This window comes from Mesorhizobium sp. WSM2240, assembly GCF_040438645.1.
Lineage (GTDB): Bacteria > Pseudomonadota > Alphaproteobacteria > Rhizobiales > Rhizobiaceae > Allomesorhizobium.
On sequence record NZ_CP159253.1, the window covers coordinates 636219 to 659998 of the forward strand.

The 23780-nt window shown below is 60.0% G+C and carries 17 protein-coding genes, 5 pseudogenes and 1 other annotated feature; of the genes and pseudogenes, 14 read left to right on the plus strand and 8 right to left on the minus strand.

The window, feature by feature from the left end:
- Positions 1-1160 precede the first annotated feature (1160 nt).
- From ABVK50_RS03000 to ABVK50_RS03020, 5 genes are all read left to right on the plus strand, one after another.
- Positions 1161-2378: a cytochrome P450 gene (locus ABVK50_RS03000; RefSeq protein WP_353642859.1), complete on the plus strand. Its 1218-nt coding sequence runs from the start codon at positions 1161-1163 to the stop codon at positions 2376-2378.
- A 43-nt stretch (positions 2379-2421) separates the two neighbouring features.
- Positions 2422-2667 (plus strand): ferredoxin, encoded by a 246-nt coding sequence (locus ABVK50_RS03005; RefSeq protein ID WP_353642858.1) that lies wholly within the window; start codon positions 2422-2424, stop codon positions 2665-2667.
- A 181-nt stretch (positions 2668-2848) separates the two neighbouring features.
- Positions 2849-3451, plus strand: coding sequence for a nuclear transport factor 2 family protein (locus ABVK50_RS03010; protein ID WP_353646038.1), 603 nt, complete (start codon positions 2849-2851; stop codon positions 3449-3451).
- 373 nt (positions 3452-3824) lie between these two features.
- On the plus strand, positions 3825-4199 hold the full coding sequence (locus ABVK50_RS03015; protein WP_353642857.1) for an SDR family NAD(P)-dependent oxidoreductase: 375 nt from the start codon (positions 3825-3827) through the stop codon (positions 4197-4199).
- Positions 4196-4573, plus strand: a complete 378-nt coding sequence (locus ABVK50_RS03020) for an SDR family oxidoreductase (RefSeq protein ID WP_353642856.1) — start codon at positions 4196-4198, stop codon at positions 4571-4573. Before ABVK50_RS03015 ends, ABVK50_RS03020 begins: the two co-directional genes overlap by 4 nt.
- A 42-nt stretch (positions 4574-4615) precedes the next feature.
- Here ABVK50_RS03020 and ABVK50_RS03025 read toward each other — a convergent pair whose 3' ends face one another.
- Entirely contained in the window at positions 4616-4843 is a 228-nt protein-coding gene (locus ABVK50_RS03025; RefSeq protein ID WP_353642855.1) for a hypothetical protein, read from the minus strand.
- A 50-nt stretch (positions 4844-4893) separates the two neighbouring features.
- On the opposite strand from ABVK50_RS03025, the gene ABVK50_RS03030 reads away from it, so the two are divergent.
- From ABVK50_RS03030 to ABVK50_RS03040, 3 genes are all read left to right on the plus strand, one after another.
- Positions 4894-5772 (plus strand): LLM class flavin-dependent oxidoreductase, encoded by an 879-nt coding sequence (locus ABVK50_RS03030; protein ID WP_353642854.1) that lies wholly within the window; start codon positions 4894-4896, stop codon positions 5770-5772.
- Positions 5700-5975, plus strand: a complete 276-nt coding sequence (locus ABVK50_RS03035; protein ID WP_353642853.1) for a hypothetical protein — start codon at positions 5700-5702, stop codon at positions 5973-5975. Before ABVK50_RS03030 ends, ABVK50_RS03035 begins: the two co-directional genes overlap by 73 nt.
- An 88-nt stretch (positions 5976-6063) precedes the next feature.
- Positions 6064-6321: a hypothetical protein gene (locus ABVK50_RS03040; protein ID WP_353642852.1), complete on the plus strand. Its 258-nt coding sequence runs from the start codon at positions 6064-6066 to the stop codon at positions 6319-6321.
- A 1004-nt stretch (positions 6322-7325) separates the two neighbouring features.
- Here the strand turns inward: ABVK50_RS03040 and ABVK50_RS03045 are convergent.
- Positions 7326-7769 (minus strand): annotated as a pseudogene (locus ABVK50_RS03045) (transposase); the annotation flags it as partial.
- A gap of 69 nt (positions 7770-7838) precedes the next feature.
- On the opposite strand from ABVK50_RS03045, the pseudogene ABVK50_RS03050 reads away from it, so the two are divergent.
- Positions 7839-9167 (plus strand): annotated as a pseudogene (locus ABVK50_RS03050) (IS1182 family transposase); the annotation flags it as partial.
- Between the two features lie 107 nt (positions 9168-9274).
- On the opposite strand, the pseudogene ABVK50_RS03055 reads toward ABVK50_RS03050, so the two are convergent.
- Both ABVK50_RS03055 and ABVK50_RS03060 read right to left on the minus strand, forming a co-directional pair.
- Positions 9275-10033, minus strand: a pseudogene (locus ABVK50_RS03055) (IS256 family transposase); the annotation flags it as partial.
- Between the two features lie 1704 nt (positions 10034-11737).
- Complete coding sequence (locus ABVK50_RS03060) at positions 11738-11968, minus strand: 2Fe-2S iron-sulfur cluster-binding protein (RefSeq protein ID WP_353647000.1); 231 nt, start codon at positions 11966-11968, stop codon at positions 11738-11740.
- A gap of 1220 nt (positions 11969-13188) precedes the next feature.
- Between ABVK50_RS03060 and ABVK50_RS03065 the strand changes: the two genes are divergently transcribed.
- Complete coding sequence (locus tag ABVK50_RS03065; RefSeq protein ID WP_353642850.1) at positions 13189-14745, plus strand: hypothetical protein; 1557 nt, start codon at positions 13189-13191, stop codon at positions 14743-14745.
- 731 nt (positions 14746-15476) lie between these two features.
- On the opposite strand, the gene ABVK50_RS03070 is transcribed toward ABVK50_RS03065, so the two are convergent.
- The 4 genes and pseudogenes from ABVK50_RS03070 to ABVK50_RS03085 form a co-directional block, all read right to left on the minus strand.
- Complete coding sequence (locus tag ABVK50_RS03070; RefSeq protein ID WP_353642849.1) at positions 15477-17048, minus strand: IS66 family transposase; 1572 nt, start codon at positions 17046-17048, stop codon at positions 15477-15479.
- Between the two features lie 54 nt (positions 17049-17102).
- Positions 17103-17456, minus strand: a complete 354-nt coding sequence (gene tnpB, locus ABVK50_RS03075; protein WP_353642848.1) for an IS66 family insertion sequence element accessory protein TnpB — start codon at positions 17454-17456, stop codon at positions 17103-17105.
- Positions 17437-17895, minus strand: coding sequence for a transposase (locus tag ABVK50_RS03080; RefSeq protein WP_353642847.1), 459 nt, complete (start codon positions 17893-17895; stop codon positions 17437-17439). The genes tnpB and ABVK50_RS03080 overlap by 20 nt, the downstream gene beginning before the upstream one ends.
- A 320-nt stretch (positions 17896-18215) precedes the next feature.
- A pseudogene (locus ABVK50_RS03085) lies at positions 18216-18964 on the minus strand (IS3 family transposase); the annotation flags it as partial.
- Positions 18561-18677 (minus strand) — a sequence feature (AL1L pseudoknot). (Overlaps the previous pseudogene by 117 nt.)
- Here ABVK50_RS03085 and ABVK50_RS03090 point away from each other — a divergent pair.
- The 4 genes and pseudogenes from ABVK50_RS03090 to ABVK50_RS03105 form a co-directional block, all read left to right on the plus strand.
- Positions 18923-20043, plus strand: a pseudogene (locus tag ABVK50_RS03090) (type IV secretory system conjugative DNA transfer family protein); the annotation flags it as partial. The pseudogenes ABVK50_RS03085 and ABVK50_RS03090 overlap by 42 nt on opposite strands.
- 350 nt (positions 20044-20393) lie before the next feature.
- Positions 20394-20879, plus strand: coding sequence for a hypothetical protein (locus ABVK50_RS03095; protein ID WP_353642846.1), 486 nt, complete (start codon positions 20394-20396; stop codon positions 20877-20879).
- The gene (locus tag ABVK50_RS03100; protein ID WP_353642845.1) at positions 20860-21585 is read left to right on the plus strand and encodes a GntR family transcriptional regulator; all 726 of its coding nucleotides are present in this window, start codon (positions 20860-20862) and stop codon (positions 21583-21585) included. The genes ABVK50_RS03095 and ABVK50_RS03100 overlap by 20 nt, the downstream gene beginning before the upstream one ends.
- 207 nt (positions 21586-21792) lie before the next feature.
- Positions 21793-23727: an amino acid adenylation domain-containing protein gene (locus ABVK50_RS03105; protein ID WP_353642844.1), complete on the plus strand. Its 1935-nt coding sequence runs from the start codon at positions 21793-21795 to the stop codon at positions 23725-23727.
- Positions 23728-23780: the final 53 nt, after the last annotated feature.

Below are 23780 nucleotides of genomic sequence, written 5' to 3' on the forward strand. Positions count from 1 at the left end.
CGTGTCGGCTCCTGGTCTCGTCACCCCAACGAGATCGACAGGTGGCATCCGTTTCCGCCGCCAAGCCAGTCGCTTCACGGGCTCCGCTCGGCCTCGGACCAGCCAAGCGCAAGGAAGGCAACGGAATGTGGATGATGAGACCGAGTCCCAATGTTCAGTTGGAATCGGCGCGGTATCCGGTCGTATAGAGCTTCGCGCATCAGCCATGGTTTGGTTGCTTCCTCCTGCTTTGATAGGCTCTAACCATGGGGAGCAAGCGCCATGCCAAGTCACTTGAAGGCGCCATCGGGCTGGTTTTCAGAGACGCTTTTGCAGGAAGCCCGTGCCTTCGCCGAGATCGAGCGCGCTGCACAAGTCGCTCGGTCACTTGCTATATGGTCGGGGTAATCAGCACGTCCGCATCGGCACGGGACAGACGAAAACCCGAATGCAGACGGGCCGAGCCGAGGCATTGGCCACATCGGCAGGAACTGCAGTGACCGCGCAAGGCTTTGCCTCTGGCGTGTTCTTGTAGTCGCGGGTAGGGCAATCTGCGAAGACAGCGCTGTCGCAGCATCTCCGGTCGCGGCCTGTCGTGACTCCCCTGCCGAAAAGGTCTTTTACACCTTCCAGCTCTTCAGCAAGCGCACCGGTCCGGACGCGGCGAGGATCGAGTTCGGCTCGGGTCACAGTGTTTGCGTAATGAGATCCCTTCATACGCACTCCCGTGCGTGTCTGAACGCAAACGTTCTCGTGTCCGAAGCTGGACAACAATGTCGCAAGCCCGACCAAAAGTCGCCAAGGCCGGGCCGCCGGTAACGGGCAAGTGGTGCAAAGGCAAACCGTGCGGCAATCGGTACGCAACTTGCTCGGGTAATTTGGTCGGGGCGGACGTCAGCAGTCCTTCATGGAGCTCAGCGGTGATGGCCAATCTGACCAACTCGAACAAGCGGCGGAGCTTATGAACCAAGGACGACATCGAAACCCTGCTGCTTGAGTTCGCGACCGATCTCATCCGCGCTTGCGCGCAGGTGGCCTGCACCGCGTGGCAGAGTCTCAAGGCGCCTGAGCCGGAACATACTCATGCTGATCGTCGACTTGGTGACCAGGGGTAGATCTCAATCGAGCATGAATGCATGTCGTTCAGGCGCATGAATGCATGTCGTTCAGGAGGAGCCAAAATGGCGATCAACCCGGTTCCAGATCATGTGCCCCCCGAAATGGTGAGGGAATTCAGCCTGTTTACCTCGCCAGGCATGGCACCGACCCCCAATGGGGACCCGCACGCAGCTGTCGCCTGCGTCCATGCCGGGCCGCCGATCTTTTATTCCTCCTTCAACACGCGCGATGGCCGGGGCACCTGGGTCATCACTCGCGCCAGAGATCAGCGCAGGGTGCTGCAGGATGCCGAAACCTTTTCCAGCCATCGCAGCATCTTCGCCTCCGCGCTGGGCGAAAACTGGCCGATGATTCCGCTTGAACTCGATCCACCGGCCCATAGCGTCTTTCGCTCACTGCTCAATCCGCTGCTTTCGCCCAAGCGGGTGAGGCTGATGGAAGCGGCTGTCCGCGAGCGGGCGATCGCGCTGGTTGAGAGGATCGCCGCATCGGGCACAAGCTGCGACGTGATGAAGGATTTTGCCTTTCCTTTTACGGTCAATATCTTCCTTCGCTTTCTGGGATTGCCGGATCACCGACTCGATACATTCGTCGGCTGGGCAAACGATCTGCTTCATGGCGACAATGTGAAACGACCGGCTGCGGCCCGGACAATCGTCGCGTTCATCGACGAACTTGCAGCCGTTCGCCGCAAAGAACCGGCCGACGATTTCATGACCTTCGTCGTGCAGGCACAGGTCGAGGGCCGTCGGCTGACCGACGAGGAGGTCCGTGGCATCGGCGTGCTTCTGTTCGTCGCGGGGCTCGACACAGTTGCAGCCGCGATCGGCTTTGACTTGGCCTACCTCGCGCGCAACCCAAAAGACCAGCAATGGCTTCGGAGCGAACCGGACCGGATCGTGCTTGCCGCCGAAGAATTGCTGCGCGCCTATCCGACCGTGCAACTGATCCGCGTGGCGAAGAAAGACATCGACTTCGAAGGCGCCCCGATCCGTAAGGGGGATTATGTTTCCTGTGCCACGATGATTGCCAATCGTGACCCGGCGGAGTTCGAATCCCCCAACACGATCGATCTGGCGCGACCGGACAACCGCCACGCCGCCTTCGGCTATGGTCCTCACCGCTGCCTTGGCTCGCACCTTGCCCGGCGGGAGATCGTCATTGGCCTGGAGGAGTGGCTGGCGCGCATCCCGTCCTTCCGGATCAAGCAAGGTACGGCTCCCATTACCTCTGGCGGCCATGTGTTCGGGATCGAAAATCTGATCCTGGACTGGTCCTGACCAAGGCCGCCCCGAGCCGCATAAAGAGAATGGAGGCAGCGCTATGCGCATCATAGTCCACAATGCCAAATGCCAGGGTCACGCGCGATGCTGGGCGCAAGCGCCGCACATCTTCGTGCTTGATGACGAGGGTTACATCCTGCCCGGCGACATTGAGGTTCCGGAGCGGGAGCAACCGCTTGCGTCACGAGGCGCGCGATCCTGCCCCGAAGGTGCGCTGGAAATCGACCCTACGCCCGCTGCGCCGGTTGAATCGGGCGTCCTTCAACCGAGAGACGGACGAGTTTAGTTGGGGTGGAGTGGCGCCGACGCACACTGGAACAGTCGGCGCGCAGCCTCCGTCCTATCACCGCCCTCGTCCTACTGCGAAGGGGGCATCTGCGGCATCGAAGTGTCTCCCCAGGATCCACAGGCGGATGGCGCAGTCCGCGAACCCCCTCTTTTCAACCTCAGAACTGACGACGGAGACGATGGACAAGGTAAGGACAAAAATAGCCGAACTCCTCGACCGTGAGGCGATCCGCGATTGCCTCTATCGGTACTGCCGTGGGATAGACCGCGCGGACGAGGCGGCGCTGCGCAGCTCGTACTGGCCCGACGCGCATGACAATCACGGGCCCTATTGCGGCTTGGCAGAGGGCTTCATCCAGTTCGCGCTCGGTGTCTTCAAGGCCGGACCGCGCAACATCCATCAGATCACGAATATCCTGATCGAATTCACCAGCCCAGTGGAGGCCGCGGTCGAGAGCTATTTCAACGCGTTGCAACGTGGACCGGACAAGGACGGAGAAGTACGCCAGGTGCTCCTTTGCGGCCGTTATTGCGACCTGTTTCAGAAGAGGGAAGGGGAGTGGCGGATTGCCAAACGGACGGTCGTCTACGATTGGCTTGAGGAGCAGATCCCGCCAGCGGTCCCTGAGGCAGAACGGTTCGGTCTGCGGCAACCCATAGGAGCACCGCATCCGGATGACCTGATCTACGCGCTCGGCAAGCGCCGCATTCCTTCTCACCACGATGTTTTCAGAGGTTCCCAACTGGAGAGCCGCAGCGGCAGTAAAGACGAAAATCTATGACAACTTTGCAACGCCACAGGACTCCCGGCGAATGCCTGATCGGTGAAGGTGCGGCAGATAGCATTGCGTTTCAGCCGCGCGACGGCGTGACCGCGGCAGCGGCCTGCTCTGTCGCCACGGGCCCGCCGACGATGCTGTTGTGCATCGATTTGCGGTACCTCGGCAGAACCGCTCATGAAGGCCATCGCCTTTCATCGAAGGGTCCATCACCAGCTTCGACCGCCAATTCGAGAGTTGGCCCGCTGCCGGTGCGCGCGAGGTTCGTCGGGGGCCGCAACTGGCCCTCACCAGGACGTGCGGCTTTGCCGCGACAGATCATTCCGCCGCTGGCCGTCCATGGGGTTGGACCGCTGCTCGCCGCGGAGAAGTTCTTATGAAGCACGCCGGGCGCATCGTCATCGTCACAGGCGCTGCGGGCGGGATCGGCCGTGCCATGGTCGATATTTTCGCCGGAGATGGACAAGCCGTTGTTGCGGTGGACCTTCCGGGCAGCGGCGTGGTTGAACTGGCCCATGGGCTCGGCTATCCGCATCTCGGCCTCGAATGCGATCTCTCGCGACAAGAGGATATCCTCGCGCTTTACGACCGAGTCGAAGCACAGTTTGCGCAAATCGGCGTCCTCGTTAACAACGCGGCGGTCGGACCCACCATGGGCGCGGCTGTCGGCACCAGTGCCGACCCCTTCCAACGCGGCCTGGCAGCACCTGCGCGCGCGAGGCGATCAAGGCGATGTGCCCCGGCGGCGTGATCGTCAATCTCGGGCCGATCAACAACGTTCTGCCCCTAACGCCGCGCCATGCCTACCGTGCCGCAAAGGTGGGGATGGACATCATGACCCGGTGCATGGCGGCCGAACTCGGGCCGGTCGGCATTCGGACGGCACCCGTCGCTGCCGGCTACATCCGCACGCCTGGCGTTGCTCAGTTGGCGAAGGCCGGCCGTATTGACTCGACAGCGATCGGACGGCGAATCCCGATGGGCAGGATGGGACAGCCGGAGGACGTCGCTGATGCAGTGTTCTTCCTTGCTTCGTCTGAGGCTTCATACGTCAACGGCTCGATCCTCTACTTGGACGGCGGCTGGACCTTGGTCAGTAATGCGGAAATGCAAGCGAACTCATGAGGAATGTTTGGCGCAGGCCACGGGTTGGATGTCGAGCATTCGTCAGGCGACGGGCTGCGGCTTCATCGAAGCCGGGGAGGGGGCCTCCGGCTCCGGCAGAGTGAGGCGCAGGTGCGGCCGGCGATCGAAAATGTCGTCTTCGGCGATGACGCCTCCCCGGAGTCGACGCAGTTCCAAGTGTTCCGGCGCGGCCTTGCGGGCGTTTTGCCGCAAGACCACGCCGTCGCCAAGCGCCGGATCGACACCGCGGCCAACCCAATCTGTGCTCATGCCGAGCACTCCCTTGATCGGCCAATGCCCTGTGCAAAGAAGGAAGCAGCATGGAATTCGCGACCTTCACCCTGGCCGCCCAGCGCGGCTATCATCAATCGTCCGACAGCGTCATCCGCAATTCCATCGAACAGGCTCTCGTTTCGGAGCAGGCTGGCTTCAACACCGCGTGGTTCGCCGAGCACCACTTCAACAATTACAGCCTGATTCCGTCACCCTTGATGATGGTGGCGCACTGCGCCGGCGTGACGAGCACCATTCGCCTCGGCACCGCCGTGTGCGTGCTGCCTCTTTGTCAACCACAGCGCCTGCTTTCCGAAATCGGCTTTGCCGACATCGTTGCGGACGGCCGTCTCGAGCTCGGCGTCGGCTTGGGATACCAGCAGTTCGAGTTCGAGCGCTTCGGTGTCAATGTCGATGAGGCGCCGGCAATCTTTTCGGAATACTTGGACATCCTTCTGAAGGGCCTCAACCAAGACATCTTCGAACACGACGGCCACTATGAGAAGATACCCTCGACGGCGATTTCGGTCCGCACCATCCAGAAGCCGACCCCGCCCATCTGGATGGCCGGCGGATCCGCGCGGATCGGCCGGGCCTATCGTGAGGGGCACAACTGTTTTATCACAGCACTCCACAATGGCTTGGATGCCTTGAGCGCCCTGCGCCAATCGATCGATACGGCGGCGGCGGCTGAGGGTAAAAAGGTCACGGACGCCAAGATCTCGCTTCTGCGCTGCTGCTATGCGAGCGACGACGAGGCGGAGATCAACAGCTATCTCGACAATGCCCGTTTCCAGCGCCGGTTATCTGATCACTACATCAGCGCCGCCAGCAGAGCCAGGATGGCTACCTGTTGGAGGAAACGCCGACGCAGCAGGATCTGTCGTTCAAGGCCACGCGCGACAACCTGCCGATCGGCAGCGTGAACCGCGTGATTGATCGGCTGTTGGAAGAGATTGATGTCTTGAAACCTGACCAGATCGCAATTCAGACCCAATTGGGGGATTTCGACCAGAAGACGATGTTGCGCCAGATCGAGCTCTGGGGAGACACGATCATCCCGGCCGTCAACAAGTCTCTCGGACACGAGAAGGCTGGGAGCTTGCAAGTCCGAAACAAGTCGAATTGAGCTAGAGCACCATTAGATTGGCGCTGTTCGGCATTGGGCAGTTCTGGCCACGCGGAACTGCTGATCGCCAAAGGAAAGGCCCACGAAGATGACCGATTACAATTCCCTCCAAGGACGGATTATCGCCTTGGAACTGTTGGTTCGCCGCGTACTCGCATTGGTCCTTTCGGACACGCTAGGTACAGCTGAAGAGTTTGCCCCAATGCGGCGCAGCTTTATCGCATCGCTCCAAAATGTCGAACGCGCTTTTGGAGACGAGGAAGACGAAATCTGGGAAGGCGCAATGGTCGCGCTAGAGCAGCACCTTGACGAGATAGAGACCAGTTTGCGTAAGGCTTTATCGTAACTCGTTCGCCTTTGTTCGCTGTCCCTTCCAAAGGCAGCCGCACTTGGCGTGCTTTCCGGTTTTGGTTTTGCGTCAGTTTTGCTTTTTTGGCGGCGCATGCTGAAGGCGCGGCGGCATATTCAGGAAGCGCTATGCCAATCCGTCGCGGGCGCTTGTCGGCCTTACACTCGTCATTGTCTTTGGGCTTTTCGAATGGAAGAGACCTTCTCCGAAAAGCATAATTGAAGCTTCGCGCGGAAAGAAAACGGCCCTCGCAGACTCACTGTCCATACCGGTTGGCACATCCAGCCAGCCGCATAGGGCATTTCCAATGTTTGCCCAACTCATCATGGCATGACCAAATGCGGGGCGGATGCGCTCCAAGGCTTCGGCTGTGGGGCGTAGCGTCGTCGCGGCCTCGTCAGGTGCTGCAGGGCGACGCTGCAGACGAAGCGCCACAGTGACCCTGCGGCAGCATGATGAACTGCTCATTTGCTTCTTCGCATTCAAGGTTGAGGAAACTTGAAACAGGACATGTCGACATCGCGACAAGCATTCTAAACGACCGTCCGGCTCGAACGGCGAGCTGTGTAGGGCGCATGTAGAGTCGACCGTGACCCCCCTCGTCAATCAATGCATATGCAGAAATCGGCAGATGCCTTGGCCCGGTTGAGCGCCAGCTCGTGCTCAATCTGCGAACCGCGCGGATCAATAGAAGCGGGGTTAGCGCTCACCAGGAACCCGTAGAGCTGCCGCGCCGCGCGGCGGCGCAACCAGATCCCCTTTCTGATGAGGAGATTGAGAGGTCTCCTCTCGCTGACTATTCGGTCCTGGTGGACCAGCAGAGCAAAGCCCCGGCCTCGTCCCGCGAGACCGTAAAAAGCGAGGGCGCTGTTGCTCTGGATTGGTTGGCTCGCAAGTGAGCCGCGCCGCCCGGCTCTACGGCCCTTGATGATGAGAGCGGGCCGGCCGGCGCTCCCGGTTGTGTGCGTCAAGTTCAGCAAATTGGGCGGCCATGAAGCTGGTCACGCGGCTTGGCGAAGAGCGAGCTTCTTGTGCTCGCGCAGATCGTCCATGTTGATATATCGGTTGGCCTCCATCCAGTTTTCGTGGGTTTCGACGGCGAGCGCGCGCACCAGACGCAGGCAGCTCTCGGTATTGGGGAAGATGCGCACGACATAGGTGCGCCGGCGGATCTCCTCGTTGAGGCGCTCCAGCATGTTCGTGCTCTTCAAGTGCTTGTGGTGCTGGCGCGGCAGCCGGAAGAAGGTCAGCGTCTGCTCGATGTTCTCCTCGGCCCAGGCGGTGAGCCGGGGATAGCGCGCCGCCCATTTGGCCAGCCACGCGGCGAGGTCGACCTTGGCTTCGGCAAGGTCGCGCCGGTCGTAGAGCCATCTGAGCTCTTGCAGGCAGTCGTCGCCGTGCTTTCTCGGCAGGTGATCGAGGGCGTTCCTGAGGAAGTGCACGTAGGGCCTGTTGAAGAAGTCTCCTCCTACTGATTCAATCGAGAAGTCGTTGATTCTCTGGAGGGGTTCGCGATGCTGGGACGCAAGGAGCGCGATCAGCTTGAGCTATTCATGACTGGCTCGCTGCGGCAGCTTGTTCCTGATGATCATATACTCGCGCGGGTCGATCGTGTGTTGGATCTGTCCTGGCTGCGCGAGGAGGTGGCGAACCTCTACTGTACCGACAATGGCCGCCCGGGCATTGATCCTGAGGTTGCGGTCCGGCTGATGCTCGCCGGTTTCCTGCTTGGAATTGTGCATGACCGCCGGCTGATGCGGGAGGCGCAGGTCAACATCGCGATCCGGTGGTTTGTCGGCTACGGCCTCCATGAAGCATTGCCCGATCATTCTTCGTTGACGAGAATCCGCCAGCGCTGGGGTGAAGAAAGGTTCCAGCGGATCTTTGAGCGCACTGTACAAGCCTGTATCGACGCCAAAATCGCTAAGGGCGAAGTCATTCATGTCGATGCTTCGCTAATTCGCGCCGACGTGAGCTGGGATAGCTTGGCGGTGCGCCATCTTGAGGCGGTGAGCGCGGCGAACGCAGATGCGGAGGCAGCGATCAGAAAAAGCCGCAAGACAGGAAAGTTCAAGAAGGTCTGCATCACCGATCCGGATGCCAGCATGGCGACAAACGCCCGCAATCGCCGTCTGGAGCCCGCTTACAAACAGCATACCATCGTCGATGATTTGCGCGGGGTGGTTCTCGATGTTGCCGTGACGACCGGGGAGATCAACGAGGGGCAGATAATTGTCGAACGGATCGATGCCGCTATGGAGGCGACCGGGCTACCTGTTAGCACCGTCACTGCCGATGCCGGCTATGCCTACGCGAAAGTGTTCGGAGCGTTCGAGCGTCGCGGCATAGATGCATTGATCCCGGCCAAGGCAGAGCCGATCCGTAGCCCGGTCCCGCTTCGACGCTTCCGCTACGATGCCAAGCACGACATACTGAAGTGTCCGCGGGGAAAGATCCTGCGTCCGACTAGGCCAGTGAAGCACGGCCGCTTCTTCTATTCGCGCTCCAGTGAGTGCGCCGGTTGCGACCTGGCCTCCCTGTGCCTTTCCAAGGGGCGCGTCAACAAAGCGGTCGTTGTGGGTGATGACTATCCCGCACTGTTGAGAGCGCGCAGGCGTCGAGAGCGATGGTCGGAGGAGGATCAACGTCTCTACCAACGCCACCGGTGGCGCTCGGAAGGCTTCCATGGCGAGGCGAAGAACTGGCACGGCCTCGCTCGAGCGATCCGACGGGGCCTCGGCAACATGAAAATCCAAGCCTACCTCATCGCAGCGGCGGTGAACCTGAAGCGGCTGGCAGCCGCTTTGTTTGACCGATTCCTGGGATTGTTGCTGTTGATGCGCCCTCTGAAGCTCGTTGACGAGACCTGACGAGGGCATCCGGCAGTTCTGACATCAAAACCGCCGTTGTCTCGGATCAAATGTGGGAAACCCGGCTTTCTCAACAGCCCCACGTAACAGCGCTGCCAGGCGGCTTCCGGGACGACCTCGCCGATCGCCGCGACGAGGCCGGCATGGTCGTCGGAGACCACCAGTTCGACACCCTTGAGGCCGCGTGCCTTGAGCGCGACGAGGAAGTCCTTCCAGGCCGACCGGCTCTCGCGGCCGGCCATGTCGACGGCCAGGATCTGGCGCCGCCCGTCCCAGTCGATGCCGACGGCGATCAGCACGGCCTGGCTCATCACCACGCCAGCCTCGCGCACCTTCTCGTAGCGGGCGTCGAGGATGAGATAGGGAAAGGGCTCGTGAAGCGGGCGCTCGGCAAATGCCTTGAGGCTTTCGTCCAGCCGCTTGTTGATGGCCGAGATCGCCGAGGCCGAGAAGGCATGGCCGCACAGTTCCTCGGTGATGGCCTTGACCTTCCTCGTCGACACACCCTGCACATACATCTCCGCCAAGGTCGCCACCAAGGCCCGCTCCGAACGCTGATAGCGCTCGAATAATTCGGTGGAGAAGTGGCCGGAGCGGTCCTGCGGCACGCGCAATTCCAGCTTGCCGACCCGGGTGATCAGCGTGCGTCCGTAATGGCCCGAGCGATAGCCGAGCCGCTCCGGCGTGCGCTCGCCCTTCGACGCGCCAAGCGCCTCATCCATCTCGGCTTCGAGCACTTCCTGCAGCACCGCGCGGATCACCTCGCGCAGCCCATCCGGGCTCTGAAGCAGAATGTCTTTGACGGCGGCGCTGGCGGACTTACCTTCTGTCTTGGTCATGGTGGCGTTCCTCGCGAGGGAATCAGGTGACGTTGAACATCACCAGCCTGCCATGACCGCCCCTCCTAGCGAATTTGCAGAACTCTCAGCACACTACCGCGCTCCCCGCCTCAGCCCTTGTTCGATGTCGGCCGCAGGCCATGAGAACTGTCGAGCCGGAGGCGAGAGACGGTGCCCCTCGTCCCGGCACTTCTCGGTCGCTGCGGCCCATAGCGGCCAGTCACCCGCAGGACGAAGAGAGTGGAACCGGCGCAGCCGCCTGACGACCGCGAGCACCGTAGCGTTGAACGAATCTTCGAAGGAGAAATTAGCTATCTTATGAAGGAGCATTCGAGGAATCCGCTGTATGCATTGGCGTTGCTGCCGTGCAATGGGCGCTAGCTCTATCTTGGACGACCCTTTGGCGAAGCCTCTCCATATGCATCCGCCCGGACGTGCGGCCAGCAAGCTTCGCATGCTGGGATCTTTTTCGCGCGCCGCGATGCCAACGGATATGCCGTGTTTGGCGGTGACGCGCCAACACGCGATGCTGCAGTGCAACCACGCTGCCTGGCAGCAGGAAATCACTGGCGTGAAGGCGATTGCCGAATTTCGAAACATTCGGCCGCGAAGTTGAAATCGCCGCCGCACATATTTGGCCGGCGGCGATTTCGCACTGGTTTAAGTGTCTGCTATCTCCGCATTCTGATCCGTATTGGACTGGGCAGAAAGCCTTCACCATCGAGCCAGTCCCTCACGATCAGCTCTGTCAAATGGACAACTGACCTGTGTTGCGACTTAGCAGTTTTGGGTGCTTCCTTGATCGGCGGTTCTAGATGAAGCCGAGCGGCATACGCTTCGCGGCCACGACTTCACCTCCACAGGAAAGGTATGGCCAAGATCGCGGTCACAATCAGCGCCAGAACTAGCCAACCGATGACAGGCGATCGCGAGAGTGGTCTATCGGGCCCGTGCCCTTCTTTATTGAGTTCGTTCATTCTTAGGATTCCTACTGGATGCACGTATGCGACTAGCTTGCGAGAGCAGAAGTCGGTGTCGATTTGGCGGAAATCACCCTGCGCGGGTTATCACGCGACCGGAGGGCCCTTGCCAAAAATCCGGCTACGACACTCCGGGGGTATGCCTTTGAGAGTGGGCAGCTGTTGACTTGATGTGCCAGTTGCGGAACTCGCAACGCAGCGTTCGCAGGGAGACAAAGATCTTGCCCGCCGCCGTCAACCTCCACAGACTGCCGGCTCTCCGTCGGGGCGAAACAGACGCAACTGCTTTCCGTTTTGGCATAGCGGATCGGGAGGTCGGCCGAACGAACCGACACTGTTTTTTGCTGGCCTTGAAGGAAGAGGTCGCTCATGCTTACACGTGGCGCATACAGAGCAGCTATTGCGGCGACAAGCACGCAAAGAACGCGTAGTGCTGGCCCTCGCAGCAAAGCTGTCAGCGGGCCTTTTGATGCGACACTTACTTCAGCACTCGTGCTCTCGCTGCTGCAACGACCAACCCATCGGACGGACGCCAATCCTGCGATTCTATTCGGACCTAAAAAAGGTTACAAGTCGGGTTCTGACTTTCGCTGGCTTTGGTAATGGCATGCCCTGGCAGTTGCCGCATTGCGCCCCATCGCGCTTGATCCACGCAGCATGGACAGCCGCGCCGACACGGTCGTGGTCATCGGCTTTCTTCTCAATCGTGGTGATCTTCCCGCCTTCAACGGCAGAAAGCCCGCGGCGTGCTGCACGAGCAGGTGGCCTCGCTATCCAGATGCACCGTGCAGGCGCCACAGAGCGCCGCGCCACAGCCGAATTTGGTGCCGCTTATTCCGAGCGTATCGCGCAGGACCAAAAGAATCGGAGCTTCGGGGTCCACGTCAATCTCGTGCTCTCGACCGTTGATATTCGGTGAGATCGTGCCTGGTAAGTTCCCCTGCCTTGTTTCCACCCAAACAGGCTGCGAGCTGCCTGGAGCTTCTCGGCCGCCTGAGACGCTGGTGATATGGTGGCTGGCGCTAACCGTAGCTCGCCAGGCAATCCCGGGTCAGCCAGATCGATTTGCATGGCCTTGGAAAGGTGGCTTGTGAATGCACCCCAGTCGGGCATGAGATTATGTGCTGATTCTGCGCAATTGCGGGCACTCGGCGATATGCCGCCGCTCTCATTGATCTTGGAGAGGTGAACGCGAAGATGATCTCGCTGCGCGAACGCGAGCAGCTGCTGCAAAAGCGCCTCGAAGAGGCTAGGGCAAAAGCCGACCAGGCCCGGCAGTCACGTGAGGAGGCATACACGCGGCACGTAAGGCATGGCCCGAGGTTAGCAAATTCGAGGATCTCGTTCGGGCCCTGCGCACCAACACCCTGGAGGAGAAGCGCGCAGCGGATTTGGAATTCGATGATTTCGCCCAAGGGCGGAACAGTTTGGGCAGGGAGCAAGACGATAATCTGTCGGAGAACCTGCATCGGATGTGGAGCGGCCATTCGTTTTCATGAATGGCATATACAGAATTCAGATCCAGAATCTTCGATGCCTCGAATCAGCCGAAACAGTGCAGGCGCAGTTGCACTGCAGCAAGATCTCGGCCGTGGCAGTACCAACATCCACACCGCTGACCCAGCAGGTAAGATTCATCCTCCCTCGCACGGAAAGGCTCAGATCAATGTTGATCATAAAAGTGGAACGCCGTTTGCTGGAGTGATCTTGGATGAGACGATCCGACACATGGGGCTTTTCGCCCACCACAAACCACAGGTTCGCGCCCGATGGGTCATAATGCTAGTCGCTCCGAAGAGGTGAATCATGAGGGACATTGACGTGCGTGGTAAGGCGCCCATGCCGATATTAAGCGCCTTCGAAAGTGATGTTACGGACGATTGTCCAGCCGGGCCGGTTGTTGGCGTGGAAGGACCCGGCCAATCATCCTGTCCTGTGGTGGAGCAGACGCACTCTGAGCCTCAAGCGTCAAGCATTTCCTCCTCTCTCGCCAGGCAGCACACCAGCAGTGTCCTTCCTCCACCATTGGAGCTACTCGCTGACGTTGCCGACAGGCTCAGCCCGATCGATCTGCTGAGCCTGCGGCAGCCGCCTCATCATGTGCATGATGCCGCCCAGCAATCGTTTGAAGCAAGGCGCGCGAGGGCTATCCAGGTTCGGACCATCTGGAACGGGTTGATCCGATACGACCTCGACGATCCCTTTGCCGCGCTGATGGATCGCGTCGTGATCCAGTCACTCGCGCCGAATTTCGATTGCCTCACCAGAGCACAGCAGGGCTACCTCGTCGCGTTTGTCGAGAGGCTTGCGCCGCAGGAGCGCAACTCGGTCCTGGAGGATATCGGAGCGGACTTCACAGGACTTGCGCCCGAGCTCCAGCAGCGTCTTGTTGCGCTGGTCGAGGGATTGGAGGACGCCGAGCATCGCGGCTTGGCCATGGAGGGCCTGGGAGCCGGCGTAGCAAGGGCTGCACCCGAGCTCCAGGAGCGTCTCGTCGCCATCGCCGAGGGACTTGATGACCTCGATCGCGCTTCGGCCCTATGGGGCCTCGGAGCGAACTTGGCAGGGCTTGCGCCCGAGCTCCAGCGGCGTCTCATCGCTCTCGCCGAGGGAGTTGAGGGAGCCGAGGGTCGCGTCTTGGTCCTACGAGGCCTTAGAGTAGCAGGGGTTGCTCCCGAGCTCCAGGAACGTCTCTTCGTCCTCGCCGACAGCATTGACGAGCCCCAGTATCGCGCCTGGGCGCTTGAGGCGTTCGGTGCGGGCGTGGCGAGGCTTGCGCCCGCCCTTCAGCACCGTCTTGTCCTCCTCGCTGAGGGCCTCGTACGGCAAGCAGATCGCGCTTCGGTCCTGAGGAGTCTCGGAGTGGGCGTGGGAGGGCTTGAGCCGGACCTCCAACGGCGTCTCCTGGCGATTGCGGAGGGACTCCGTTGGAGCGCAGATCGCGCCGCAGCTCTCGAGGCCTTCGGAGCCGGTGTGGCAAGGCTTGCCCCCGAGCTCCAGTGGCGTCTCGTCACCCTCGCCGAGGGGCTCGTATTGCGCACAGCCCGCATCTCGGCCCTGAGGGGCCTCGGAGCCGGCGTGGCAGGACTCGAGCGCGGGCTCCAACGGCGTCTCGTCGCCATTGCCGAGGGGCTCGTAGCGCCCGCAGATCGCGCCTCGGCTCTGGAGGGCCTCGGAGCGAACTTGGCTGGGTTTGCGCCCGAGCTCCAGGAGCATCTTGTCGCCCTCGCCGCGCGGCTCCCGCCGGTACATCGCGCCGCGGCACTGAGGGGCATCGGAGCCGGCGTAGCAGCGCTCGCGCCGGAGCTCCAGGAGCGTCTCCTCGACCTCGCCGAGCGGCTTGATCAGTCCGCAGATCGCGCCTCGGCCCTGGAGGGCCTAGCAGCCGGCGTGGCTGAGCTTGCGCCCGAGCTCCAGGAGCGTCTCGTCGCCATCGCCGAGCGGGTTGACCAGTCCGCAGATCGCACCTCGGCGCTGGAGGGCCTCGGAGCGGGCGTGGCAGGGTTTTCCGCCGAGCTCCAGGAGCGTGTCGTCGCACTTGCCGAGGGGCTCGCCGAGCCTGCAGATCGCGTTTCGGCTCTTCGAGCCCTCCGGACAGGCAACGCAGGGTTTTCGCCCGAGCTACAACGGCGCATAGTTGCCCTTGCGAACGGGTTTGCCGAGCCGGCACATCGGGCGCGCGCCCTGGCAGGCCTTTTGCTGGGTCTGCCGCAAACTCTGAGTAGGCCGTGAACTGGGATTCTTAACCGTCTATCAAGCAGCGAAGACTTCTTGCTTGCTCGGCAAGGGTTTCGATCGGCTCGTAGATGATCAACAGTTTCGGCCGCGACAGGGTTGTCAGCTTTTTCTAGCGAACGTCGTGAGGGCCTTGAAGGGCCATTCCATACTGCGGTCCTCCGATCGACTTGTTCTCGCCAGCTTGCCAACTGGATCTGCCGAGGGCGCATCTTCATTTCGCTGATTATCAAAGGTCTTCACCTCATTTGGTCAGGTAATTCGCACTCCAAGCAGATTGAACTGTTCCCCTTCGCCATGTGGCAGGCTTTCCCTGCCGCGGACTACTACGGGAACTCCGCCAGCATGATGGACATCAGGGTCAACTCCCTTGCGACGCGGAACATCGTGGGCATTCCATCATGCCTTCCCTCGTTCATATGCTGGACATTCCACGCACTGGGGAGGTTGCCGGTCGCAGTCCTTGTCCTTGCGTCCCGCAAGTCGATGCCGCTGCCATGGTCTGGCTGTGTTCTTCCCATGGCTCCCTGCAGGCGACCTACATGTACGCCCACATTCGGATGCCGCCGACATACGTCTCCGGCGACCTCATCAGCATTTCGCCTGTTAAGCCGTGTAGGCGAAGGCGACATTTCAGCCCTCGGATGCGGATTAACCGTAAGCGCTCATTTCCCGGCACGTTGACGGCCCTTGCAACAACTGATCGCTTCCGGACGGACGCGTCGGGGTCAGGCTGCGGCGGCTTTGGCGAAGTTGAAGGGCAGGAGATCGTCGATAGCTGCGTTCTGGGGGCGCTGAGGCAGTTCGGCGAGGACGTGGCGCAGCCACGCCAACGGTTCGACGCCACAGGCGCGGCAGGTCAGCACCAAGCTGTAGACGATGGCGCTGGCCCTGGCTCCGTCGACGGTATCGCTGAACAGCCAACTTTTCCGGCCAGTGGCAAAAATCCTGATGTCGCGCTCCAGGAGATTATTGTCGATCGGCATGCTGCCGTCCCCGGTGTAGCGCGTCAGGTAGTCCCACTGGTTCAGTGTGTAGGACACGGCATCACCGAGCTTGCTGTCCGGCAAGACCTTCGGGGCGATTTGGTCGAGCCATAGCTTGAGAGCATTGAGGATGGGGACACTATGTTGCTGGCGGAAGCGGCGAATGCAGCCGGCCTGCGTTTCACCCTTGTCCGGTTTTTCGTTCCGCGCCTGCCGTTCAACCCGATAGAGCTGTTCGAAGAACCGGAGCGCCTGTTCCGGCGGCCCGCCACCCTTCTTTCTCGCTTTGAGTGCGTCGACGAAGCGCCGCCTGGAATAGGCCATGCATCCGAGATGGGTTGTCCCCGCCAGCGTGCGCCAGGCGGTGTAGCCATCACTCATCAATACCCCTCGGTAATCGCCGAGGAAGGCCTGCGGGTGTATCTGGCCGCGGCCCGGCTGATAATCGAGCAGCACGATCGGCTCGTCACTGTCCTCGCCGCTCCGGTAGGCCCACATATACGATATGTCGGTGGCCGGCCTGTCCTTTTCCTTCAGCACCTGGACCGTCGTCTCGTCACCATGGATGAGGGGCTGCGATCTGAGCCGCAGCTTCAGCGCGTCATAGATGCGGGAGAGATGTTTTTCGCTCGAGCCGATCACCCAGTGGCCCAGAGCGCCTCGGCTGACAGCAACGCCGGCACGCTCGAATGCCTGCGCCAGACGGTAGAGCGGTGTTCCGTCGACATACTTATGAACGAGCGCAAAGGCCAGCGTCGAGGCCGTAGCGATGCTGCCCGGCAAGGGTTGTGCGGGCATCGGCGCGATCACGACCGGCGTGTTGATCCCGGTGCGGTCGCAATGACGGCACGCATATTTGAACCGCACGTTCTGCAGAACCTTCGCCTTCACCTCGATATGAAGTTGCTCGGTAACGGTCTCGCCCATGCGATGCATCTGGTGACGGCAGCAAGGACAAGCCTTCTGATCTTCGGGCAGGTCATACTCGACACGCTCGCGCGGCAGGTTTTCCGGCAAGGCCTTGCGGCCGCGTTTCTTTCCTGTCGCCCCTTCACTCGCTGGCAAGCCCGTGTCCGGCAGGACAACGACATCGCCATCTTCGCTGTCGGCGTCGTCCTCATCCGCGGCCTGTTCGGCTTCATTGAAGAGGCGATCGATGCGCTTTTCGCTCTTCGGCGCAAAACGATGCAGCCGTGCAAGCGCCAGCTCTTCCTCGAGTTTGACGACCCGTTCGGAGAGCTGGCGGTTCTGCGCCTGCAGCGCAGCAATGCGCGCCGTCAACTCTTCGACAGTCGGTTCGCCGGGTCGATTCATCAGATTCTTGAATCGAAAGCATACCGCCGCGTCAACCGCTCAATTCGGGAGCCGTCAGCCTGCGACCTGATATTGCCGCACCGGATGGCGGACCATCGCATCAATATCGATGCCGTCGAGGATCCAATGCAATTGCTCGGTCGTAAGCATGACCACCGTTGCCTCGCGCCGCGGCCATCGGAACTTGTCCTCGGTCAGCCGCTTCAGGACCAGCACAAAGCCAGATCGGTCGAAGAACAGGAGCTTGATCCGGTCGCGACGGCGATTGCAGAACGCAAAAACCGCCGCAGCAAACGGATCGAGCGCCATCGTCTCCTGGACCAAAACCGCAAGGCTGTTGATGCCGGCCCGGAAGTCGATCGGCTCGCGGTGCAGGTAGACTTGGAGATCAGCGCCCAATCTGAACATGACCCAGTGCTCCGATGGTCGCCGTCAATGCATCCACATCACCGCATTCCAGCGTCAACTTCACGCCGTTCGGCAATGACGCGCTCACCTTAGCCGGAGAGAAAAAAGGCGTAGTCCTTTTCGAGGCCGACCCACGCACTTCATCACAGGTCGCCGGCATACTACTCTGTCGCGACAAGGCCCGATCGCCAGCGCTTTCAATCTGAACCGCGATGAACGCCGGTGGTGACGGCGGCGGGAGGGACTGGATCTCCGCGCGCTTCTTTATCCATTTCCGAAGAAGGTTCGCATTGACCCCATGTTCGAGCGCAAGCCTCGATACCGACACGCCAGGCTCAAGGCAGGCCGCGACAAGAAGGTCCTTCGATGCCGGATCATATCGGCGCCGTCCGTTCCGGCCGACAAGCCTCACCCGCAGTTTCTGCTCATCTTCTTCCATCGCTTGGTGTCCACCTATTTTGGTGGACACCTCATGCATCAGAGCACTCAACAGCAACAGGTGCGGGGAAATTCGCGTTTACGATTAACCGGTTCGTGTTCCTCAACCTTCCAGTGCTACAGCCTCGGGAACCATCTCGGCGTAACGGCTTCGCCTCAATTCCCTTTACCTGCGGGCTACGTCACCCTGCCAGTTGACGACAGGTCACCGCCGCTTGGGCTCATGCCCCCTCACAGCAGGGAGCAGGGCATTCTTCAAATCCTCCTTTCTCAATGCATTCCAGTCATATGCACCCCGGACCATCCGGGACGAGGCGCACCGTAAGTGAAGTCGGAGAGCCAGAGCATGTTCGGCCTCGGCGCATGGAACTGGCGATTGACATGGTCCCGAGGACATGGTGCCGCCTTGTCGCTAACTGTGGTGCGGATCGGCTTGCCGCGGATGATGCCTTCGAGGCCCATGGCCTTCATCAGGCGGGCAACCGTGCAGCGGGCGACATCGAAGCCCTCGCGCTGCAACTGCCGCCAGACCTTGCGAACGCCGTAGACGCGAAAGTTCGCCTCGAACACGCGTCGGACCTCATCCTTCAAAGCCTCATCCCGCTTTGCCCGAGCCGACAGCCGGGAGGGATCGATACGCTTGGCGACATGGTCTTGGTAGGTCGACGGGGCGATCGGCAATACCTTGCAGATCGGCTCGACCCCATGCGCCTCGCGGTGATCATCGATGAACGCGATCATGGCTTGAACCGGCGGTCGAGCTCCGCCTGGGCAAAATACGCGCTCGCCTTGCGCAGGATCTCGTTGGCCTGCCGAAGCTCGCGGTTCTCGCGTTCCAAAGCCTTCAGCTTCGTCGCCACATCCGTAGGCACACCGGCAAGCACGCCGCTGTCGCGCTCGGCCTTCTTCACCCACTCATGCAGCGTCTGCGCCGTGCAGCCGATCTTGGCGGCGATGGACGAAACCGCCGCCCACCGCGAGGCATGCTCGCCTTCGTGATCCAGAACCAGCCGAACCGCGCGGGTTCGGACCTCGGGAGAGAAATGAAGCGCCGGCCGATCTCGATCTATCTCGCACCGAATATCACCAACATTACTCTGTTGCGCCCTCTCCTGACGCTGTTCGTGCAACAGACTATGGACATACTGACGCTTGAGCACGATCCCAATTCCCTGCCCGTCTATTTCCTTCTCGACGAGTTTCGCCAGCTCAAGAGGATGGACGAAATCATGACGAAGCTGCCCTACGTGGCCGGCTACAAAATCAAACTCGCCTTCATCATCCAGGACCTCAAAAATCTCGATGAAATCGATGGCGAAACGTCGCGTCATTCGCTCCTTGGAAATTGCGGCTATCAGCTCGTCCTTGGTGCGAATGATCAGGCGACGGCGGAATATGCGTCGCGTGCCCTTGGTAAGGCACCATCCGCTATCAATCGGAATCGCGCACTATCGAGCTAGTCGGCCTGCCTCGCCGCACGAAAGTCGAGCAGATTCGCGAACGGGATCTAATGATGCCGCAGGAAATCCGGCAGATGCCGGAAAGAAAGATGATCCTGCTCGTCGAAGGCCAACGGCCCATTTTCGGCGACAAGCGACGGTTTTTTGAAACGCAGCCGTTCAAATCGGCTGAAGCATTTTCGCAGGCCCATACGCCGGAAGTCCCGCAGATCGAATATTTGCCGGTCAAGCCAGTGCCGGCCACGACACCGGAATATGCCCGCGCCGGCCATGCTCATGAAGAGGCGAACATTCCAGCTATAGCGGCGGGGGAAGTGAAACCAGCGGCGCCCGCGTCTGTCGCATCGGCCGCGAACGTGCACGAGAAAGAACCGGAAGCGAAAGCATCGTCGCCGTCCGCAAGTAGCCGCACCGTTAACCCTATGGCGCTGCGCTCGAAACCAAAGTCGGTAAAGAGAGCTTCCCGCGCGGACATTGAAAGCTCGAAACAGGACGTCGCGGCGATCGAGAACAAGATCAAATCAGTCGAGGAGGCCCTGAAGCCTAGCGCGGAGCGACTGAAGGAATCAGTGGCGCGGAAGGTCGAAAAGCTTGGCGACAAATCTCCGACGAAACGCCGAAATCATCTTGATATCTTTTCGGCAACGGTCGCCGATCCGATCGACATTGGCCTGACGACTGAAGTCTGAATAGCAAGAGGGCCGCTATCAGCCGCCCTCTCTCATTCACGCTCGCTTTAACTGGCGATATAAGCGGCCGTTTCGCTGCCCCAATTCACGGCAGAAAGATACCAGCCTATGACCGTCTCATGGGCTACCTGTAAGGCTCCGAGAAAAATACGAAGCCAAGCACCTTCCCGAATCCTTCGTCGCCCTTGGGATCGTTGCTCTGGATTACGAAGTCCTGCCGATGATTGTTCAACATGATGGTCGCCTAACGTTCCCGATCGTCGTGGCGGAAGTGTCCGGGTGCTTTCAGGCTGCTGTCAGCTGAAGGTGGCAGAAGGGCCGTCATTGGAACAACCGGTCAAAGGCCAGCTATGAACGCCATCCTGATCTCGGCACTTTCTATTCATGTGACCACCGTCGGCGCTGCATTGGCCGGCGGCAAATTAGACGTTGCGAACGCCGAGTGGCAACCCCGCCAAGCGGTACTGAGCAATCTTGACGCGGACCAAGGCAGATACGTCCGATCAAGACCGATGCCCGGCGCGTCCGACAGCATCGAATGGAACGGGCGCAGCTTCGAGATGGCGGCTGCCGTGGCAGCCGCGCCCGTCGATCAGGATAGCGAGTCTCCAGCAAGACCACGCGATGGTATGAGCTGGTTCGATGCGTTGCTGTGCCAAGTGTTTTGCGATGCGGCGCACTTCGTGCGTGCGACCAGCGATCAGGGCTCGGGTGGGCTGGTGCCCCGCCGTTTTCATGCAGCGCGTGAAACGTGTTCACAGGGGCTTTCGAAGCACCCATTCCTGAGGTCATCGCCGGTTTTGGAGATCATGCCAAATGGCGACAAAAAGCTCTAAGTACGAAATACCACCATTGATGGCTTCCCCGAGTTCAGCGATTGAGCATGTCTATGCCGAACTGAAGAGCGCTTTGATGTCCGGGGAATTTTCGCCCGGGCAGCCGCTGCGTCTCAAGGAACTGGCTGTCGCATTCGGCACCAGCCACATGCCGATCCGCGAGTCGCTCAACCGTCTCAGCGGCATCGACATACTCGAACGGGCGCCGCGTCGGTCCGCGCGCGTTCCAATGATCACTGCTGAAGGCCTACGCGATCTTCTGGAAGTGCGCCTTCTGAATGAACGGCAGGCCATAGTCTGGGGGGCGAAGAAATCTGCCGGGAAGAGCCTGAACTATATCAGAGAAATCAATGTCAAGATGGATCTGCTCAATCTGGAGAAGAACGTTGACGTGAAAAAGTATCTGAAGCTGAACCAACTATTCCATTTTGCCGTTTACAACCTCTCTCAAAACAAAATCTTGATGAACACGATCGAGGCGCATTGGCTTCAGGCGGGCCCGGTCCTCAGCCTAAGGCGAAAGGAACCAAATTTTTTTCCGGGCCAGCATAATCATCGCGAAATCATCGACCAGTTGGAGAAGGGCAACGGCTTGGCTGCCGCCGACGCCCTCGAGCGCAACATCATGGAAGCGCATGAGCAGATTTTTGCGATTCTTGACAAGTCCGACCTGAAAGATCGTGCGGGAACTCTCGTCCCTGCCTAGCTAGCAACGCGGAATCGTGCCTCGGGATGGCAACAAGCGGCCACCTGATAGACAAGTACTTCACCGAGTGGTTGTGGCGCAGCCACAAAGACCAATACATCTTCCTTATGCCTTCGAAACCGGCGGCGAGCTGCCCAGAGGAATTGACTGTGTAACTTGCCGCAGAGCCAAGCTATTTAGCAATGTCCTCGCATTATGAGTGAAAACATGCAGAGTTTAAAAAAGGCCGCAGGCCCTTCAGATCGGACCGCTGCCGCGTCCGTGCTTTGGTATGCATCCGAATTGCCTCGTCGTACTGCTGTCATTTTCGGAACAGAAGCGATCAACTACATGGATTTGTGGCTGCGAGCCTGTGAGATAGCTCGCGCCCTAAAAACTGGACGTGAAGCGGGTTTGGACCGCGTGGCCCTTCATTTTCCCATCGGCATTGACCGGATCGCGGCGATCCTCGGCTGTCAAATCCTAGGTGTTTCCTATGTTCCTGTGGAACCAAATCTTCCACCGAGTCGCATTCGCGAGATGCTTGCGCAAGCGGATCCGAGCGTGCTCCTCAGTTCATCGGCCATCTATTCGGCGATCCTCGAGGATGTTTCGTCGTGCTCGGCGGTGATGGTCGAGGAAGTTGGAGTGGGCGCAGCCGATGGTGGATCGTTGAACCGAGATTTGGCGCTGCCGCCGAAGTCCGGTGGCTACGTTATCTTTACCTCGGGTTCGACTGGCAAGCCGAAGGCAGTCGACATGGGAGGAGCAGCACTTCAAAACCTTGTGGACTGGCAGATCGAACTTTCGACCCTGTCAGACAATGCGGCAACGGCTCAGTTCGCCCCCATTTCGTTTGATGTATCGTTTCAGGAGATATTCTCTACGCTCTGTTCTGGTGGCCGTATCGTCATCCTAACGAATGAACAGCGGATCGACCCCGATTTGCTTTCGGACGAGATACAGCGTGCCCGGGTGGAACGATTGTTCCTGCCATTTATCGCTCTCCAACAATTGGCGTCGAATTGTGTGGAGCGCAATCTGTTTCCCAACAGTCTACGGGAGATCCACACCGCCGGCGAACAACTCGTGGTCTCTTCCGCTTTGCGCGAGTTTTTCAGCAAGCTCCCCGAGTGTCGGCTCTTCAATCAGTACGGTCCCTCCGAGACACACGTCGTCACCTGTCACGAGCTTGATAGCAATCCAGCCGAATGGCCAAGGTTACCGCCTATCGGTCGGCCTCTGCCGAATGTCGAACTCTTTATTTTAGGTGAAGATGCCCGACCGGTGAGGTCAGGAGAGGTGGGAGAGCTGTATATTGGTGGCGTTTGCCTCGCGCAGGGTTATTTCCAGGACAAGGAGCGAACAGAGGAACGGTTCGTGACTATTGATATTAACGGCACGCCAACGAGATTGTATCGGACCGGCGATTTTGCGACGTCAGATGAACATGGTTGTTTTTTCTTCTGTGGTCGCCGTGATCACCAAGTCAAGATCGACGGCTATAGGGTTGAACTTGGGGAAATTGAGAGCGTTATAGCGGATCACCCAGACGTAGCCGAAGTCGCCGTGGTTTTCGAGCGTGATGCAAATGGAACGGGACGACTGATCGCCTGCCTAACGAGCAAAGATGGGGCGCCAACCGACTGTCTCGAGACAGTAGTTCGCGCCCATGTCCGTGAGATGCTCCCTGGCTACATGGCGCCGGACCGTGTCCAGATCATCGGCGCGATGCCTAAAACGGCGAGTGGCAAGGTCGATCGCAAATCAATCGCCGAAATGGTGTGTGCCGAAAAGGTCAAGACCTCGGCACCGCCTGTCCAGAAGCCAGGTGCCACTACGAGCGGATCGGTGAAGAACAGCGATCTGTGCGGCGCGATCACCTCTCACTGGCGGGAGCTCCTGGATCATCCCTCGCTCTCGGATTCGGATAACGTGTTCGATTTTGGCGCGCGTTCGATCATGGTCCCTGAGCTTCAACGCCGCCTTCGCTGCCAATTCGGGATTAACATGCCCGCGATCTTGGTCTTCCGGCATCCTTCGCCGAGGGCGCTTGCAGACCTTTTATCGCGAAGATCGGCGAAGGGCGATGCATTGAACACGACGTTGGCTGGTCTCGCAAACCGGCGTGTGTCGACCAAAAGACGCGCTTCTCCCCGCTGATCCTGCGCACCGAAGACCCACTCCAGCAGATCAGATTAACCGCTCCGGAAGCC

Bases quoted from the DNA above. Each gene is read 5' to 3' on its own strand.
- ABVK50_RS03000 (WP_353642859.1), top strand. From the start codon at position 1,161: ATGGCGATCAACCCGGTTCCAGATCATGTGCCCCCCGAAATGGTGAGG.
- ABVK50_RS03005 (WP_353642858.1), top strand. From the start codon at position 2,422: ATGCGCATCATAGTCCACAATGCCAAATGCCAGGGTCACGCGCGATGC.
- ABVK50_RS03010 (WP_353646038.1), top strand. From the start codon at position 2,849: ATGGACAAGGTAAGGACAAAAATAGCCGAACTCCTCGACCGTGAGGCG.
- ABVK50_RS03015 (WP_353642857.1), top strand. From the start codon at position 3,825: ATGAAGCACGCCGGGCGCATCGTCATCGTCACAGGCGCTGCGGGCGGG.
- ABVK50_RS03025 (WP_353642855.1), bottom strand. From the start codon at position 4,843: ATGAGCACAGATTGGGTTGGCCGCGGTGTCGATCCGGCGCTTGGCGAC.
- ABVK50_RS03030 (WP_353642854.1), top strand. From the start codon at position 4,894: ATGGAATTCGCGACCTTCACCCTGGCCGCCCAGCGCGGCTATCATCAA.
- ABVK50_RS03040 (WP_353642852.1), top strand. From the start codon at position 6,064: ATGACCGATTACAATTCCCTCCAAGGACGGATTATCGCCTTGGAACTG.
- ABVK50_RS03070 (WP_353642849.1), bottom strand. From the start codon at position 17,048: ATGAATCGACCCGGCGAACCGACTGTCGAAGAGTTGACGGCGCGCATT.
- tnpB (WP_353642848.1), bottom strand. From the start codon at position 17,456: ATGTTCAGATTGGGCGCTGATCTCCAAGTCTACCTGCACCGCGAGCCG.
- ABVK50_RS03080 (WP_353642847.1), bottom strand. From the start codon at position 17,895: ATGGAAGAAGATGAGCAGAAACTGCGGGTGAGGCTTGTCGGCCGGAAC.
- ABVK50_RS03095 (WP_353642846.1), top strand. From the start codon at position 20,394: ATGAACGCCATCCTGATCTCGGCACTTTCTATTCATGTGACCACCGTC.
- ABVK50_RS03100 (WP_353642845.1), top strand. From the start codon at position 20,860: ATGGCGACAAAAAGCTCTAAGTACGAAATACCACCATTGATGGCTTCC.
- ABVK50_RS03105 (WP_353642844.1), top strand. From the start codon at position 21,793: ATGCAGAGTTTAAAAAAGGCCGCAGGCCCTTCAGATCGGACCGCTGCC.